12 protein-coding genes and 3 pseudogenes are annotated in these 15689 nt (G+C 70.9%); 7 read left to right on the top strand and 8 right to left on the bottom strand.

The window, feature by feature from the left end:
• Window positions 1-980: PHP domain-containing protein (locus DY240_RS14180; protein ID WP_199701488.1), on the bottom strand; the 980-nt coding region annotated here is incomplete at its 3' end.
• Window positions 981-1032: 52 nt separating this feature from the next.
• Here DY240_RS14180 and DY240_RS14185 point away from each other — a divergent pair.
• A complete protein-coding gene (locus DY240_RS14185) occupies window positions 1033-1338 on the top strand; it encodes a YlxR family protein (protein ID WP_119660514.1) in 306 nt (101 codons plus the stop codon).
• A gap of 141 nt (window positions 1339-1479) precedes the next feature.
• On the opposite strand, the pseudogene DY240_RS14190 reads toward DY240_RS14185, so the two are convergent.
• Window positions 1480-2738: pseudogene (locus DY240_RS14190) on the bottom strand (MFS transporter).
• Window positions 2735-3058: pseudogene (locus tag DY240_RS34100) on the bottom strand (MFS transporter); the annotation flags it as partial. The pseudogenes DY240_RS14190 and DY240_RS34100, both read right to left, overlap by 4 nt.
• A 165-nt stretch (window positions 3059-3223) precedes the next feature.
• Between DY240_RS34100 and DY240_RS14200 the strand changes: the two are divergent.
• Entirely contained in the window at window positions 3224-3550 is a 327-nt protein-coding gene (locus tag DY240_RS14200) for a hypothetical protein (RefSeq protein WP_119660515.1), read from the top strand.
• A gap of 111 nt (window positions 3551-3661) precedes the next feature.
• On the opposite strand, the gene DY240_RS14205 is transcribed toward DY240_RS14200, so the two are convergent.
• The 4 genes from DY240_RS14205 to DY240_RS14220 are packed head-to-tail and all read right to left on the bottom strand — an operon-like array spanning window position 3662 to window position 8595.
• Window positions 3662-4654, bottom strand: a complete 993-nt coding sequence (locus DY240_RS14205) for a sugar ABC transporter substrate-binding protein (RefSeq protein WP_119660516.1) — start codon at window positions 4652-4654, stop codon at window positions 3662-3664.
• 49 nt (window positions 4655-4703) lie between these two features.
• On the bottom strand, window positions 4704-5708 hold the full coding sequence (locus tag DY240_RS14210) for an ABC transporter permease (protein ID WP_119660517.1): 1005 nt from the start codon (window positions 5706-5708) through the stop codon (window positions 4704-4706).
• Window positions 5705-7195, bottom strand: a complete 1491-nt coding sequence (locus DY240_RS14215; RefSeq protein WP_119660518.1) for a sugar ABC transporter ATP-binding protein — start codon at window positions 7193-7195, stop codon at window positions 5705-5707. Before DY240_RS14215 ends, DY240_RS14210 begins: the two co-directional genes overlap by 4 nt.
• Window positions 7192-8595, bottom strand: coding sequence for an aldehyde dehydrogenase family protein (locus DY240_RS14220; RefSeq protein ID WP_119660519.1), 1404 nt, complete (start codon window positions 8593-8595; stop codon window positions 7192-7194). The genes DY240_RS14215 and DY240_RS14220 overlap by 4 nt, the downstream gene beginning before the upstream one ends.
• Window positions 8596-8926: 331 nt before the next feature.
• On the opposite strand from DY240_RS14220, the gene DY240_RS14225 reads away from it, so the two are divergent.
• The 4 genes from DY240_RS14225 (at window position 8927) to DY240_RS14240 (ending at window position 14385) form a co-directional block, all read left to right on the top strand.
• Window positions 8927-9961, top strand: a complete 1035-nt coding sequence (locus tag DY240_RS14225; protein WP_158602851.1) for a sugar ABC transporter substrate-binding protein — start codon at window positions 8927-8929, stop codon at window positions 9959-9961.
• Window positions 9962-10086: 125 nt separating this feature from the next.
• On the top strand, window positions 10087-12300 hold the full coding sequence (locus DY240_RS14230) for a COG1361 family protein (protein WP_147375323.1): 2214 nt from the start codon (window positions 10087-10089) through the stop codon (window positions 12298-12300).
• A gap of 131 nt (window positions 12301-12431) precedes the next feature.
• Complete coding sequence (locus DY240_RS14235) at window positions 12432-13385, top strand: FKBP-type peptidyl-prolyl cis-trans isomerase (protein WP_199701494.1); 954 nt, start codon at window positions 12432-12434, stop codon at window positions 13383-13385.
• A 16-nt stretch (window positions 13386-13401) separates the two neighbouring features.
• Complete coding sequence (locus DY240_RS14240) at window positions 13402-14385, top strand: FKBP-type peptidyl-prolyl cis-trans isomerase (RefSeq protein WP_119660523.1); 984 nt, start codon at window positions 13402-13404, stop codon at window positions 14383-14385.
• Between the two features lie 125 nt (window positions 14386-14510).
• On the opposite strand, the pseudogene DY240_RS34105 reads toward DY240_RS14240, so the two are convergent.
• Window positions 14511-14726: pseudogene (locus tag DY240_RS34105) on the bottom strand (helix-turn-helix domain-containing protein); the annotation flags it as partial.
• Between the two features lie 118 nt (window positions 14727-14844).
• Between DY240_RS34105 and DY240_RS14250 the strand changes: the two are divergent.
• Window positions 14845-15606: an SDR family oxidoreductase gene (locus DY240_RS14250; protein ID WP_119660524.1), complete on the top strand. Its 762-nt coding sequence runs from the start codon at window positions 14845-14847 to the stop codon at window positions 15604-15606.
• Window positions 15607-15689 lie beyond the last annotated feature (83 nt).

Genomic DNA, 15689 nt, shown 5'->3' on the forward strand with positions numbered 1-15689 from the left:
GCGCACGCCTGCCCGAGTTCGACGGTGGTCTCCAGCACGCCGGGGTAGCGGGCCAGCCGGGCCCGCATCTCCTCACCGGAGCGCAGGAACGCCCCACCGGCGGCGGGGAGCCACCCGTCGAGCTCGGCCAGGCTGCTCGTCGCCCGGGCCGCCGCCATGACCTGCGCCAGCCGCCGGCCGGCCGGGGTGGCGTAGTGGACGTTGTTCGACGCCACCACCCCCACGCCCACCTCGTGTGCGAGCTCGACGAGGGTGTCGTTGCGGTCGTCGTCCAGCGGCTGGTCGTGGTCGATCAGCTCGACGACCACGTTCTCGCGGCCGAACAGCTCGACCAGGCGGCGCAGCTCGGCCTCAGCCGCCGCCGGTCCGCCGGTGGCGAGTGCGGCCGGGACGAGGCCCTTGCGGCAGCCGGTCAGGATCACCCAGCGGCCGTCGTGCGCGCCCGCGAGCTCGTCGAGGTCGTAGACGGGTCGGCCCTTGCTGCCGCGCAGTTGCGCCGCCGAGATCGCCGCGGACAGGCGCCGGTAGCCGTCGGGGTCGCGGGCCAGCACCAGCAGGTGCCGGCCCTCGGGATCCGGGATGCCGTTCTGCCGCTGGGTCAGCTCCAGGCTCAGCTCGGCGCCGAACACCGTGGCGATGCCGGCCTCGCGGGCGGCCTCGGCGAACTTCACCACCCCGTACATGCCGTCGTGGTCGGTGATCGCCAGCGTCCCGACCCCCTGGAAGGCCGCCTCGGCGACCAGCTCGTCGGGCTCCGACGCGCCGTCCAGGAACGAGTAGGCCGAGTGGCAGTGCAGCTCCGCCCACGGTACCGCCGGCGGCGTGCGCGGGGTCTCCGGCGCCGACGGCTCGGGTCGCGGGCGGGGCGGCAGCTTCGCGCCGTCGCTGCGCCATCCGCTGCCCCAGGTCAGCGCTCGCTCGAACTCGCGCCACGGGATGTCAGGCCGAGGGTTCCAGCCCACCACGGACCACCCCACCATGCATGACCGGACACCACAAGCGAGCATCGAACATGTGTTCTATCGTAGCGGCATGGGTGACCCCGAGCAGCCGCCGCACGTGCGGCAATGGCGAGACGTGCTGAACCGACACGTCCCGGACGACCCCGCCAGCTACCCCGACCGGCCCCACCCCCGCCGCGTCAGGGTCCGCGTCGTCTGGGCCGACCAGGACGGCGTCGTCGGCGAGGCCTGGCTGGCCGGCACCCTGACCCGCTGGGGCGGCACCCACCGCTACGTCCAACTCGACGACACCGCCGGCCGCCTCCCCGGCCGAGGCGTCTGGGTCAAACCCGACGACGTCTACCAATCCGAACCCATCAACCCGGCCGGCGTGTAACCACCGATGCGCCGCGTGCGAGGGGAACGCGCCTATGCAGTCCGTGCCGCTTGGTCTGGGACAGGGTGCCGCCTGCCAGGCCGCGGCCGATGTTGGTCACGGGCCATGCCTGCACGGTGAACTTTCTAGCCGACTCCAAGGTCAAGTCCTAAAGGTCGGGCCGCCGCTACCCGGTGCGGGGTGGGTTTCGTACATGCGGATGGCGACGACGAGCCCGGAGGTCAGGGACAGTGCGGCAGCGGTCGAGACGGCCGCCGTGAGGCTGACGGTGTCGGCGACGAGGCCGCCGAGGATGGCACCGACAGCGTGGCCGAGGTCGCGCCAGACCCGGTAGATGCCGATGGCGCGGCCGCGCCAGGCGGGGTGGGCGACGTCGCGGACGGCGGCGAGCAGCGCAGGGTAGACCATTGCGGTGCCGAGGCCGAGGAGAATTGTTCCGGCTGCCCAGCCCGTGAGGTCGTGGTAGGACGCGATGATGGCCAGCGAACCGGCGTGGAGGAGCATGCCGCCGGTGACCAGGGGTTTGCGGCCCCATCGATCGGACAACCAACCGGTTGCAAGCTGGCCGGCGCCCCAGACGGCGGGGTAGAGGGCGACGAGGACGCCGATCTGGGCGACGGTGAGGTCGGCGGTGGCGAAGAGCAGGGGGAACACGCCCCAGGACAAGCCGAGTTCAGGTTGTTGACGAGGCCGGCTTGGCTGGCCGCGGAGAGCGCGGGTTCGCGCCAGGTGACGTGGGCGAAGATCTGCCGATCTCTCGCTGGCGACGGTGCCGCGGAGGCGGTTTCGAGTGCGATGTGGTCGCGGGTCTCGCGGATGAACAGGGTGGAGAGCAGCAGGGCGAGGGCGGCGTAGCTGAGGCCGAGCAAGAACGGGGCCGGCCGCAGTCCGTGCTGTTCGGCGAGGTCTCCGGCGAGCACAGAGGTGACGGCGACGGCGCTGTAGCCGGCAGCTTCGTTCAGACCCATCGCGAGGCCTCGTTGGCGCGGTCCGACGAGGTCGATCTTCATCATCACCGTGGTGGACCAGGCCAGACCCTGGTTGATGCCGAGCAGGATGTTGGCGGCGATCACCCATTCCCACGCCGGCGCCCAGATGATGAGCAGTGGCACCGGGATGGCGAAGAGCCAGCCGATCACAAGGACGGGCTTGCGGCCGTAGCGGTCGGCGAGGGTGCCGGCGACGTAGTTGGTGGCGGCCTTGGTGACGCCAAAGGCGGCCACGTAGGCGAAGATGAATGTGTACCCGGTCAGGCCGAAGTCGGTTTCGGCCAGCAGGGGGAGCACGGTCTGCTGCTGACCGACCATGCCGCCGACCAGGGCGTTGACGGCTACCAGGAGGGTGAACTGGGCGGCGTTCTCGCGCAGGCCCAGGCGGATCGGTGCCGGTGTGCGGGTCATGCGGCGGTCCGGGCCGTGGTGCGCTGGTCGCGGCGGGCCCAGAACAGCACCGGGACCAGGAACAGCGCGAGCGCGCCGCCGGCCAGCGAGAGGGTCGCGTAGTCCGAGGCGGACATGACCACCCCGGACATGGCGCCGCCGCCGGCTCCGGCGAGTGCGACGAGGACGTCGATGGTGCCCTGGGTGCGGGCCCGATTGGCCGGCACGGTGGCGTCGACGACGAGCGCGGTGCCGGCGATCAGCCCGAAGTTCCAGCCGAGCCCGAGCAGCGCAAGCGCGACTATGAGCAGGCCGAGCGACTCACCGGGTGCGACGGCCGCAGATCAGCTCGGCGGTCGCCGGGCAGGCCCACCGCGCGGCCCGGCTGGACCCCGTCGTCGTCGGGCACCCGTGGCTGGAGCGGGTCACCGACTTCTGCTAGCGGACGATCGCCGCAACCGAGCGGCCGCACGCTCACGAGCTGATGTTCTCTGGTCTTCCTGGACGTGATCCACGACAGCCGGCCCGAGGCGGCCGCCCAGCTGGAGTGGCTGGGACGGCTGGTGCCGGCCGACGGCGGCATCCCCGTCGAGGGTGGTATCGAGGGCGAGGCGATGCACCTGCTCGACCTGTCGCCGGAGCCGGACCGGCCGCTGCGCGCGCTGCTCGACCCGGCCGCCGTCGGCCGCGACCTCGACCGGCTGGAGCGGTTGCAGGAGGACGACGGCGGCTGGGTCGTCGACTTCGACTCGTCGTCGGCGGCCGGCGCCCTGGAGTGGCGCGGCTACCAGACGGTGTGGGCCGTGCGGACGCTGCTCGTCCACGGCCGCTGACACGCGAAACCGCGGCCGGCCGCACCGGGATTCCCGGGTGGCCGGCCGCGGCTTTGGGGGGCGCTNGATTCCCGGGTGGCCGGCCGCGGCTTTGGGGGGCGCTGTCGCGGCTCAGGACCCGCTGGTGATCTCGTTCAGTCGGTCGATGTGCTCCTGCGCGTTCTCCTGGGTGATCTGCGGGGAGTCGACGACGGTGTCCTTCTCGACGTCCTCGCCCTCCAGGATGTCCAGGGCGCGGTCCAGGCCCAGCCGGCCGATCTCGTCGGCGCTGTTCAGGCCCGTGACGACGTAGTTGGAGCCGGCGGCGATCGCCTCCAGCGCCTCCAGCTGGCCGTCGACGCCGGCGAGGACGATCTGGTCGGACAGTCCGGCGTTCTCGATGGCCCGCTGCGCGCCGAGGCACATCGCGTCGTTCTCGCAGAACACCGCGACCAGGTCGGGGTGCGATGCGAGAAGGTTCTCCATGACGGTAAGGCCGCCGTCGGAGCCCCAGCCGCCGAAGTCCGGCGCCTCGACGACCTCGAAGCGGGGGTCGGCGCCGATGACGGACAGGAAGCCCTCGGTGCGGGCCAGCCCGATGCTGTTGTCGGCCGGGCCGCCCTTGATGACGCCGACCTTGCCGCCGTCGGGCAGGTACTCGGCGATGAACTCGCCGTCCTGGACGCCGATGCGCTCGTTGTCCGGGCCCAGCCAGCTGGTGTACTCGCCGGTCTGGAACTGCCGGTCGACCAGCACCACCGGAATACCGGCGGCGTCGAGCGAGTTCAGCACCGCCGGCGCGGACTCGAGCGGGCCGCCGGAGATGATGACGGCGTCGACGCCGCGGCTGATCAGGTCCTCGACGTCGGAGGCGAGCTTCGCGGCGTCGCCGTTGGCGTCAGTGCTGATGGCCTCGACCCCGCGCTCCTCCGCCTGCGCGCGGATCGCGGTGTCCATGCCGTTGAAGTAGGGGCCGCCGAGGGTGAAGTTCGCGACGCCGACGGTGTAGTCGCCGCCTTCGCCCCCCTCGCCGCTGGTGTTGCCGGAGTCGTCAGAGCCGCAGGCCGCGAGCCCGAGGGCGAGCAGGCCGGCGACCACGGTGGCACCGATCCGGGAAGCCTTCATGTCCGTTGCTCCTGTTCCTGTGGTGTCAGCTGGTGGATGGTGCTGCCGTTCAGGCGCGCTCGCCCATCGAGCGGCGCTGGACGATGATCACGGCGATGATGATCAGGCCCTTGAGGACCTGCTGCCAGAAGCTCTGGACACCGTGGAGGTTCAGCAGATTGTTGATCAGCGAGAGGACGATGACGCCGCCGAGCGTGGCCCGCACGGAACCCCGTCCGCCCGCGAGGCTGGCGCCGCCGATGACGCAGGCCGCGATGGCGTCGAGCTCGAACGCGACGCCGACGCTGGGCTGCGCGATGCCGACCCGGCTGGCGAGGATCACGCCCGCGAGGCCGGCGCAGGTGCCGCTGATCGTGTAGGCCAGCACCAGGTGCTTCTTGACGCTGATGCCGGCCAGCCGCACGGTCTCGCGGTTGCCGCCGATGGCGACGATGGCCCGCCCGGCCGGCGTCCGGGTCAGGAAGATGCCGCCGACGACGAACACCCCGATCATGATCAGCGTCGGCACCGGGATCGGTCCGGCCAGCGCCGTGCCGAGGGTGAAGAAGCCGGGGTCCTCCGGCGCGATCGGCACCTCGGAGTACACGAACGCCAGGCCGCGGATGGTGGTGAGCGCGGCCAGCGTGACGACGAACGGCGCGAGGTCGAACCCGGCGATCAACAGCCCGTTGACCAGGCCGAACCCGATGCCGGCCGCGACGCCGACGGCGAGCGCCAGCGGGATGGGAAGGTCGGCGACCAGCCCGGCGCTGACGATGCCGGAGAACGCGACGACGGAACCGACCGAGAGGTCGATGCCGGCGGTGAGGATGACGACGAGCATCCCGTACGCGAGCAGGCCGACCGTCACCATCTGCCGCAGCAGGTTGGTGAGGTTCTGCTCGGTCAGGAAGTTCTCGGTGGTGACGGCCGCCAGGACCACCAGCAGCACCAGGGCGACGACGAACCCGACGCCGCTGGTGACGTCGCGGCCGCCGACCACGAGCCGAGGGAGCTGGCGCCGGGGGGTCCGGCGTTCGTCCTCGACGGGCGGCGGTGCGGTCTGGGATGTCATGCTGCTGCCTCTCCGATCGAACGCGCGAGCACCTGGTCCTCCGTGGCGCCGGCCGAGTCCAGCTCGCCGGCGATCCGCCCGTCGTGCATGACGAGCACCCGGTCGGTCGCGCCGATCACCTCCGTCAGGTCGGACGAGATCAGCAGGACCGTGCAGCCGGAGCGTGCCAGCTCGTCGACGGTGCGGTAGATGTCGACGCGGGTGGCCATGTCGACGCCGCGGGTGGGTTCGTCGAGGATGAGCACCCGCGGCCCGGCCAGCAGCCACTTGGCGAGGATCGCCTTCTGCTGGTTGCCGCCGCTGAGCCGGTCGATGCGCATGGCGGCACTGTGCGCGGGGCGGATGTCGAAGCGCCGCACCATGCCGGCCACGCGGGCGCCCTGCCGCGCGCCGTCGATCAGCGGGCCCCGCATGGTCGCGCGCATGGTGGCCAGCGCGATGTTGTCGCGGACGGTCATCGACGCGACGATGCCGGTGCGCTTGCGGTCCTCGGTCACCAGCGCCAGGCCGGACCTGATCGCGGCGCGGGGCCCGTCGGGCTGCAGCTCGGCGCCGTCCAGCCGCACGCTGCCGCCGTCGGGCCGGGTGTCGCCGAACAGGCAGTGCGCCAGCTCGCTGCGCCCGGCGCCGACCAGCCCGAACAGCCCGACGATCTCGCCGGCCCGCAGCTCGAAGCTGACGTCCTCGAACTCACCGGCGCGGGTGAGCCCACGCACCGAGAGGACGGTGTCGCCGGCGGCCGGGCGGCGGTCGGGATAGATGCGCTCGAGCCGGCGGCCGGCCATGAGCGCGATCAGCTCGGACTCGTCGGTCTCGGCCGGGGTGGTCGTGGCGACGACGGTGCCGTCGCGGATGACGACGATCGAGTTCGCCAGCGCCGCGACCTCGGCCAGCCGGTGCGAGATGTAGATGACGATGACGCCCCGCTCCTGCAGCCGCCGGACCAGCGCGAACAGCGAGTCGAGATCGCTGCCGGCCAGCACCGCCGACGGCTCGTCGAGCACGAGCACCTTGGGCTCGCTGACCAGTGCCTTCGCGATCTCGACCATCTGCTGGCGGGCGACGCTGAGCCGGCCGGCCTTCGTCGTCGCCCGGACCGCGCCGAAGCCGAGCTCGTCGAGCAGCTCCTGGGCGCGCCGGTGCGCCGCGGCCCAGTCGATCAGTCCGGCCCGCCGCGGCAGGCTGCCGATCAGCAGGTTCTCGGTGACGGTCAGCTCCGGCACCAGCGTGAGCTCTTGGTAGACGGTGCGGATGCCGGCCTCGTGCGCGTCGTGGGGGGAGCGCAGGTCGAGCCGCTCGCCGTCGAGCCAAAGCTCGCCCTCCGACGCCGGCTGGGCGCCGGCCAGGATCTTGATCAGCGTCGACTTGCCGGCTCCGTTGGCCCCGACGACGGCGAGCACCTCGCCCTTCTCGGCCAGCAGGTCGATGCCGTGCAGGACCTCGACCTGCCCGAAGGACTTGCGGACGCCGCGGATCCGGAGGGTCACCCGAACGCCTCCATCACGATCATGGTCTTCTCGCGGGTCAGGTCGCGGACGGTGTGGTGATAGCCCTCGCGGTGCCCGCCGGTGTCCTTGGTGCCGCCGAACGGCAGGTTCTCCGCGCGCAGCGCCGTCGAGCCGTTGATGACGACGCCGCCGACGTCGAGCTGCTTGGCGATGGTGAACGCGCGGGAGACGTCGCGGGTGAAGACGGCCGCCTGCAGCCCGTACGGCGACGAGTTGGCCAGGGCGACGGCCTCGGCCGGGTCGGTGAACCGGGCGACCGGCGCGACGGGGCCGAAGATCTCCTCGGCCAGCGCAGGGCTGTCGGCCGGCACGTCGGTGAGGACCGCGGGCGTGTAGAAGGCGCCGTCGCGCACCCCGCCCACCGCGAGCCGGGCGCCGTCGTCGATCAGCTGCTTGACCGCGCCCTCGACCGCCTCGGCCGCGGACTCGGCGATCAGCGGGCCGACCTCGGTGCTGCGCTGCAGCTGGTCGCCGACGGTGAGCGCCGCGGCCTTCGCGACCAGCGACTCGACGAACTCGTCGTGCACCGCGTCGTCGACGTAAACCCGCTTGACCGCGCAGCAGATCTGCCCGTTGCCGCGCGCCAGCCGGCCGAGCACCACGGCGTCCGTGGCGGCGTCGAGGTCGGCGTCGGAGCAGACGATGAGCGCATCGTTGCCGCCCAGCTCGAGCAGCACCTTCTTGAACGTGGCGGCGCCGCGGCGGCCGATCTCGCGCCCGGCGGCGGTGCTGCCGGTGAGGCCGACGGCGGCGATGCCTGGATGGTCGGCCAGCCGCTGCGAGACCGGGACCCCGCCCGTGACCAGCTGGTGGGCGAACTCCGGCGCGCCGGCCTCGGCGAACAGCTCGTGCACGCGCAGCAGCGACAGCGGGCAGCGCACGGGCGGCTGGACGATGACGGCGTTCCCCGCGGCCACCGCCCCGGCGGCCTTGTGCGCGTACAGCTCGACGGGGTAGTTGAACGGCACGATGGCGGCCACCACGCCGATCGGCTCACGGACGGTCACCGCAAGGTGCCGCTCCAGGCCGGGGACCGCGTCGAGTGGGTACTGGGTGCCGAACAGCCGGGTGGCCTCGCCGGCCGTGCCGCGGAAGATCCGGATGGCCGCGTCGACCTCGCCCTCGGTCTGCTCGATGGGCTTGCCGTTCTCGGCGGCGAGCAACGCGGCCAGCGGGTCGCGCTCGGCCTCGAGCCGGGCGGCCACACGCAGCAGCAGGTCAGCGCGGGCGTGCGCCGGCATCGCGGCCATGGCGGCCTGCCCGGCGGCGGCGTTGGCGACGACGGCGTCGACTTCGGCGGGCGTCATGATGGGCAGCCGGCCGAGCACCTCCCCGGTGCCGGGGTTGGTCACGTCGGTGTACGCCGCTTGATCAGGCATCCCGCAACTTCTCCAGCTTCGTCGATGGCGTCAGGTGTGCCGGGCGATGGCCCGTAGTGTGTTCGCGATTAGGAACATGGTTCGTATTTCTGGACGGGACGGTACAGCCAGCATCATGCCTCGTCAAGGTCTCCTCCACGCCGGCAGCCGCGGCTGGGCCCCCTTGACGGCAGGTGACGCCGCTCCCTATGGTGGCGTCGCGTATGAGAACGAGGTTCGCATATGGGAACAGTCGAACGCGAGTCTCGTTCCGGACGGAGCCCTCTCCAGGGCCGGTGCCTGCCCGATATCAGAACGCACTTCCCATCACCAGAGAAGGACAGTGACGTCCATGCTGCGGTCGACTCGAACCCTTGTGGCTCTGACGGGCGTGACGGTGATCGCGCTCGGCCTCGCCGGCTGTCAAGCGGCCGATCGTGCTTCGGCGCCGGCGGAGTCGTCCAGCCCGGTCAGCTCGCTCTCGGCCGCGCCTGCCGTCGATCCGTTCCGGGCCGACGGTTTCACGATCGGCATCGCCAATTACTCGTTGGCGACGCCCTATCTGGCCGCCTTGAACACGGCCATGGAGGACCGGGCGGCCGAGGTCGGCATCTCCGCCGTCAGCACGGACGCCGGCGGAGACGCCGCTCAGCTCGCCGCCGACGTCACCGGTCTGCTGGCTCAGGACGTCGACGGCATCATCGTCTCGGGCGGCGACCTGGTCAACGCTCCGGGCGTGTCCTTGGCGATGAAGGACTCCCAGGTCTCGCTCGTCTTCGTCGACAGGCTCTTCGACTCCGGCTTCTACAACGCGTGGGTCGGGCCCGACTATTCGACGGTCGGCTGGGATTCGTGCGACTACATCGGTAGTGCCCTCGGTGGCAGGGGAAAGGTCGCCACCGTCAAGGGCGGCCCGGCCGATCATCCGATCGGGCTCCTCCTGGCCGAGAGCTTCGAGGAATGCTTCGCGCAGACCCTGCCCGAGATGTCGCTGGTCGAGGCCGAGGAGTTCGGCGACTGGACCGAGGCCGGCGGCGAAAGCGTCATGAACTCACTCCTGGCGAGTCACGGTGACATCGTGGCCGTGTTCTGCCAGAACGACGCGATGTGTCTGGGGGCGCAGCAGGCCGCGGCCGATGCGGGACGTTCCGATGAGATGATCTTCGTCGGCGTGGGCGGCACGCGCGAAGCCTTCCAGGCCATCATGGACGGCTCCAATTTCAATGCCACGTCCCTGGTCGACCCGGATGCGATCGGCGAGCAGGGCGTCAACCTGATGGCGACCATCTTCAAGCGAGAAGACTTCGCCCGAAACTCCGTCGTGCCGTCGCCGCTGGTCCGGCTGGGAAATGCGGCCGAGTACTTCGACGCGACCAGCGATTACTAGCGCCCGCGCAGGCGCACCACAAAGCCGACCGGCGAAGTCAGTATCCCACCGAATCGACTCGACAGAAGGGATGAAAGTCGGCACAAGCTCTCTCGAACGCACCCGAAGGAAAGAGGGTAGAACAAGTGCGAAGAAGACGTGAACTGACCCCAGCGCTGGGGCTGGGGGTGGGGCTGGCGGTCGTCCTGACCCTGACCACCGGCCCGTCGGCGGCGTCGGCCAGTGGGGACAACGCGGACGGCGGGGCGGAAGCCGCCGTCGACGAGACCTTCCGGCCGGGCTGGAAGTTGAAGTACCGCGAGCTGTTCGACGAAGAGGATCTCGACATCGACATGGACGAGATCCCATGGAAGCTCGACAACTACGAGAACGTCTACGACACCATCAGCGACGACGACGGCGACGCCTACTGGGGCGAGATGGGCATGGGCTTCGGCCAGGCCATCAGGTCGTTCCGGACCTGGGAGAAGACCAAGGAGATCGGCGAGGACAACTGGATCACCGTCGCGCTGACGGGCCGCCAGCAGGACCTCACGTCGGGCAAGAACCAGCCCGAGCGTCCGGGCGTCTTCCACGTCATCAGGCAGCCCGAGACGGGCGACATCGTCGCGGAGCTCAGGTCCGACGACCCCACCGCCGGCGCCATGATCCGCAACACCAGGCCGATGCCCGCGGAATATCGCATGGAGTACACGGTCACTCGTTACGAGATGGGTGGCGAGCGGTATGACCCGGAGACCGGGGAGTGGTCGATGTGGACCGAGCACCCCGGATTCGAGTACGGCGACGACGGCGAGTACAGCATCGAGCCGGGTACCCCGCGGTGGAACGGTTTCACGCTGACCGACGCCCTCGGCCGCGAGAACTGCAAGAACCAGTACCCGTGGCCGGACACCCCGACCAACGCGTACACGACTCCGCAGTGCGGTGAGGGCAACTGGAACCCGCTCAACTACGGTGGCGCCGGCTACAACGGCCTGCACGCGTTGACGGTCACCGACGTGCAGTACCCGATGCCGCGCAACCTGCATTTCTGGCACTACCACCGCAAGGTGCTGATGGACCAGTTCGCCACTGACCCGGACCGCAACAACAACGGCGTGGTCTGCAACTCCGAGACCGGCACGCTGACGCGCATGCAGGAGACGCATCGCAACGGCGTCAACCCGTGGGTCAGCGGCCGCATGAACGGCTTCAACAGCGCCGGTGGCTACTACGAGGTCGGCCGCATGGCCGGGCAGTCGCAGCGGTTCTTCTCCGACTGCAACAACTCCGTCCCGGACCCCGATCACCCCGGACGCATGATCTACGAGGACACCACCTCGCAGGCGCCGCGGGCCATGGCTCAGTCCGATCCGCGGTTCTTCCCGTACATTCCGTACACCTTCGCGGTCGAGCGCTCCGAGCTGGGCTACACGCTCGAGTGGAGCGGCATGTTCCAGGACGTGGGCTGGCACACCTACCGCTACTACCGCCCGTTCATCCTGAACAACAACCCGGTGTGGCGCTACAACGCCTACCCGGGCGACCACTACGACGGCCGCTACAACGGCTACGCCCGGTCGACGACCAACCAGTTCAACCCCGACGGCACGCGGCAGGGAAGCACGACCAAGCGCACGTGGCCGGACATGTGGCATGCCAACTCGGCCTACCCGGACTTCGTGATGATGGGCATCGAGTACACCAACTCGACCGAGGGCTGGCTGCAGTTCGACGACGTCCGCATGTACGAGCCCGCCGACAACCGGCCGCCGGTGTCCATCCTCGCCAAGGCCAACGTCGACAACTGGCACGGAACGCAGCCGCAGCTCGACATCGAGGTGATCAACCTCGAGGAGACGGTTCCGAACATCGACATCACCGTGACGACCGACTACGGCACCCAGACGTTCACGGACGTGCGTCCCGACGCTCATCCGAACGCCAGGTTCAAGGTCAACGGCTCGATTCCCGACGGCGTGGCACACGTGACCGCGACCAAGGGCGATCAGACGTACTCGATCGACGTGCCGTACGAGGGCATCGACTCGCTCGATCTGACGACCGAGGTGTCGGGCCGGTGCTTCGCCGACCGAGCGCGGATGGACTATCGGGTGACCAACACCGATGACGTCGCGGCCGAGGACGTCACCGTCACCACGCCGCAGGGCACGAGGACCTTCCAGTCCATCGCGCCCGGCCAGACGGTGAACGTCTCCATCGGGACCCGGTTCGACACCGTTCCGGAAAGGACGTTCACGGTCGCGGCCACCGCCGGCGGCGACCCGGTCGAGTTCCCGTTCACGAAGGACGTGGAGTACCAGTACACGGCCGCGCCCTTCGCCTGCGACGACTAGTCGCTCCTCCAAGGCCGTGCCGCCGGGGCAGCCCGGCGGCACGGCTCCCATCCGGCGACGCGAGTGGCCGCGCCGCAGTAGCGGCCACTGCGCTGGAGTCTTGGCACGACTTGACGATGAGGACCGAACCCATGCGCCGAATCACCTGTCTCACCGCCTGCGTGGCCCTGGCCGGCGTCCTGCTCGCCGGGTGTGCCGGAGACGAGGGCGAGGAGGGTGCCGACGACTCGGCCGCCGTCCCGTCGGCGCTCCCGTCGATCGACACGGCCGCGGACACCGCGGCGCTGGCCACGGTGACACAGACGGCGGAACCCGGAGCCGCGCCCGTGCTGGCCTTCACCCCGCCCCTCAGCGTGACGGGACCCGTCGCCCGCGTCATGCAGCCGGGCGCGGGTGAGGTCATCGAGGTGAACCGCGCCGTGGTGGCCGATGTCGTGACCGTCAACGGCTCCGACGGGACCGAGGAAGGCAGCACCTATGAGGGCGCTCCGCAGATCCTGATGACCGACGAGGCCAACATGCCGGCGGCATTGCTGGACGTGCTGGTCGGCGCGCAGGTGGGGGCCCGCGTTCTGCTTGCCGCGCCGGTGGCCGAGGACGAGACGACGCTGTGGGCGTTCGAGATCGAGTCCATGCTGGACGTTCCCGTCCAGGCCGAGGGCACCGAGGCGAGACTGCGACCCGGACTGCCGCTCGTCGACCATGCCGACAGCGCCACGACCGACGCCCGTATGCCGGTGATCGTTCCCACCGACGGCCCGCCGCCGGAGGAGCTGGTCGTCCAGCCCCTGCTCATCGGCGCCGGCCAGCCGGTCACGGCCGACTCCAGTCTGGTCGTCCAGGTCGTCGGCGCGCTCTGGGACGGCACCCAGTTCCAGAACACGTGGGAGGAGGGCGCCGGAAAGTCCATCGTCCTCAGCGGAGCCATCGAGGGCTGGCGGCAGGGACTGGTGGGTCAGACCATCGGCAGCCGGGTGATGTTGGTCGTGCCGCCCGACCTGGCCTGGGGCGACGAGGGGAGAGGCGACCTCATCCCCGCCGGGTCGACCCTGGTGTACGTCATCGACATCTTGGCCGGCATCTGAGGGGCGGGTGGCACACATGCGACGAACCACTTCCGTCACCGCGGCCGGTGCGGCCCTGGCCGTTCTCCTGCTGGCGGGCTGCTCCGGGGACGAGCCTCACACCCCGGCCTCCGCCGGGCAGCGCGCGACCGCGGAGCCGTCCGCGCCCGGTGGGCCGTCCGGGCCCGCAGCTCCTCCGGCTTCGTCCCCGCCCGTCGACCACGAGGCCGACGTCGCGGCGCTCGAGGGCGTCACGCTGACCGGGAACCCGGGCACCATGCCGTTCTTCAACGCCGAGCCGCGACTCACCCTGACCGGGGAGGTCGCCCGGGTGGCGGACGTGGGCACCGGCGAGGTCGTCGAGCCGGGCGACGCCCTGGCGGTCCACGTCGCGTCCTTCAATCCCCAGACTGAGACCATCGAGGCCAGCTCCTACGAGCAGGGCCCCGAGCTGCTCGTGGCCGAGCCGGGCGGCCTGCCGGAGCCGCTGCTCGAGGCCATGGTCGGGACGCCCGTCGGCTCCCGGGTCCTGTTCGGCGCCCCGGTCGACGGTCTCACGACGATCTACTCCTTCGAGATCCTCGCGTCGGCGCCCGTGTTCGCGCAGGCGGAGGGCACGGCGGTGACGCCGCCGGCCGGCCTGCCGGTCGTCACCTTCGCCGGCGACGGCACACCCACGCTGACGCCGGCCGAGGGCGAGCCGCCGGGCGACCTGGTGGTGCAGCCGCTGATCACGGGGACCGGCGACCCCGTCACCGCGGAGTCCTGGCTGGTCGTGAACTACAGCACCTGGCTGTGGGACGGGACGGAGGTGGTCTCGGCCTGGAACGACGGTCCCTCGACGGTCATGCGCCTGGCCGACGCGATCACGGGTTGGCAGGAGGGGTTGGCAGGGCAGCCGATCGGCAGCCGGGTCTTGCTGGTCGTTCCGCCCCGCAAGGCCTTCGGCGCCGAACCGACCGAGCGTGTCCCCGCGAACTCGACGGTGGTGGTCGTGGTCGACATCCTGGCCGGGATGTGAGGATCAAGACGACCTGACGTTCGTCGTCGGTGCGTTCGCGTCCTCGGGGGCGACGGTGCTGCTGAGCAGCGCCAGCGCCTGCTCGGACGGGCTGCCCGGTTCGGCGTGGTAGGCGATGACCAGCTCGCCTCGATCACCTGGTCGGACGGGTGCTTGTCGCGGCCCTGCTCGAGGCGGATGTAGTAGTCGGCGCTGACGCCGGTCAGCATCGCGACCTCTTCTCGGCGCAACCCTGGCACCCGCCGCCGCCCGAACCCGTCGGGCAGCCCCACGTCGGCGGGCTGAGCCAGCTCGCGCCGCGCGCGCAGGTACTCACCGAGCCGGTTGTCGCCGTCCGTCATACCTGCCGAGCGTAGGCGCTCCCGTGGGTGCGGTGGGTGGCCGTGCGACTCCCAGGGTCCGGTCTCCTGGTGGTCGGGCGATCTGGTTGGGTGCCGGTCCCGGCCGCAGCCTGGGTGCATGACCACTCCAGCTGTTTCGCAGGGAACCCTGACCGGCCGCGTCGCGGTCGTCACCGGAGCCACCAGCGGGATCGGCGGTGCCACGGCGCGCCGGCTCGCCGCCGACGGTGCCGCCGTCGCCGTCGTGGGCCGGCGCGAGGACCGCCTGAAGGCGCTCGCCACGGAGATCGGCGCCCTGGCGGTGCCGGTCGACATCACCGACTCCGACGCGCTCGCGGCGGCCGCCGGCACCGTCCGGGCCGAGCTGGGCGGCGTCGACCTCGTCGTCGCCAACGCGGGCGTCATGCTCGCCGCGCCGTTCGAGTCCGCCGACACCCGCGAGTGGGACCAGATGATCGGTACGAACGTCACCGGTCTGCTGCACACCGGCCGGGCGTTCGCCGACGACCTCATCGCCGCGGCGGGCGACGGCCGCGCGGCCGATCTGGTGCACGTCGGCTCCGTCGGCGGACACCTGGTCTTCGCCGACTACGCCGTCTACTGCGCGACGAAGGCGGCCGTGGCGCACCTGACCCGAAACCTGCGCGCCGAGCTCGGGCCCCGCCGGGTCCGGGTCAAGAACGTCGAGCCGGGCTTCGTCGGCACCGAGCTGGGCGCCGGCATGTCGCACGACGGCAACCGCGAGCAGCTGGTGCAGTGGCGCGAGTCCATGGAGATCCTCGTGCCGGAGGACATCGCCGACGCGATCGCCTACGCCGTCGCCGCCCCGCCGCGCGTCAACGTCGCCGAGCTGGTCGTCGTCCCCGTCGAGCAGGGGTGAGCTAGGGCGTGTCTCCTAAAGATCGGCGGTGTAGGCGGCGATTGTTGGTCTCATGTCGCGTGAGGCGTTGTTGACTGATGATC

The organism is Jiangella rhizosphaerae, from assembly GCF_003579925.1.
GTDB classification, from domain to species: Bacteria; Actinomycetota; Actinomycetes; order Jiangellales; family Jiangellaceae; genus Jiangella; species Jiangella rhizosphaerae.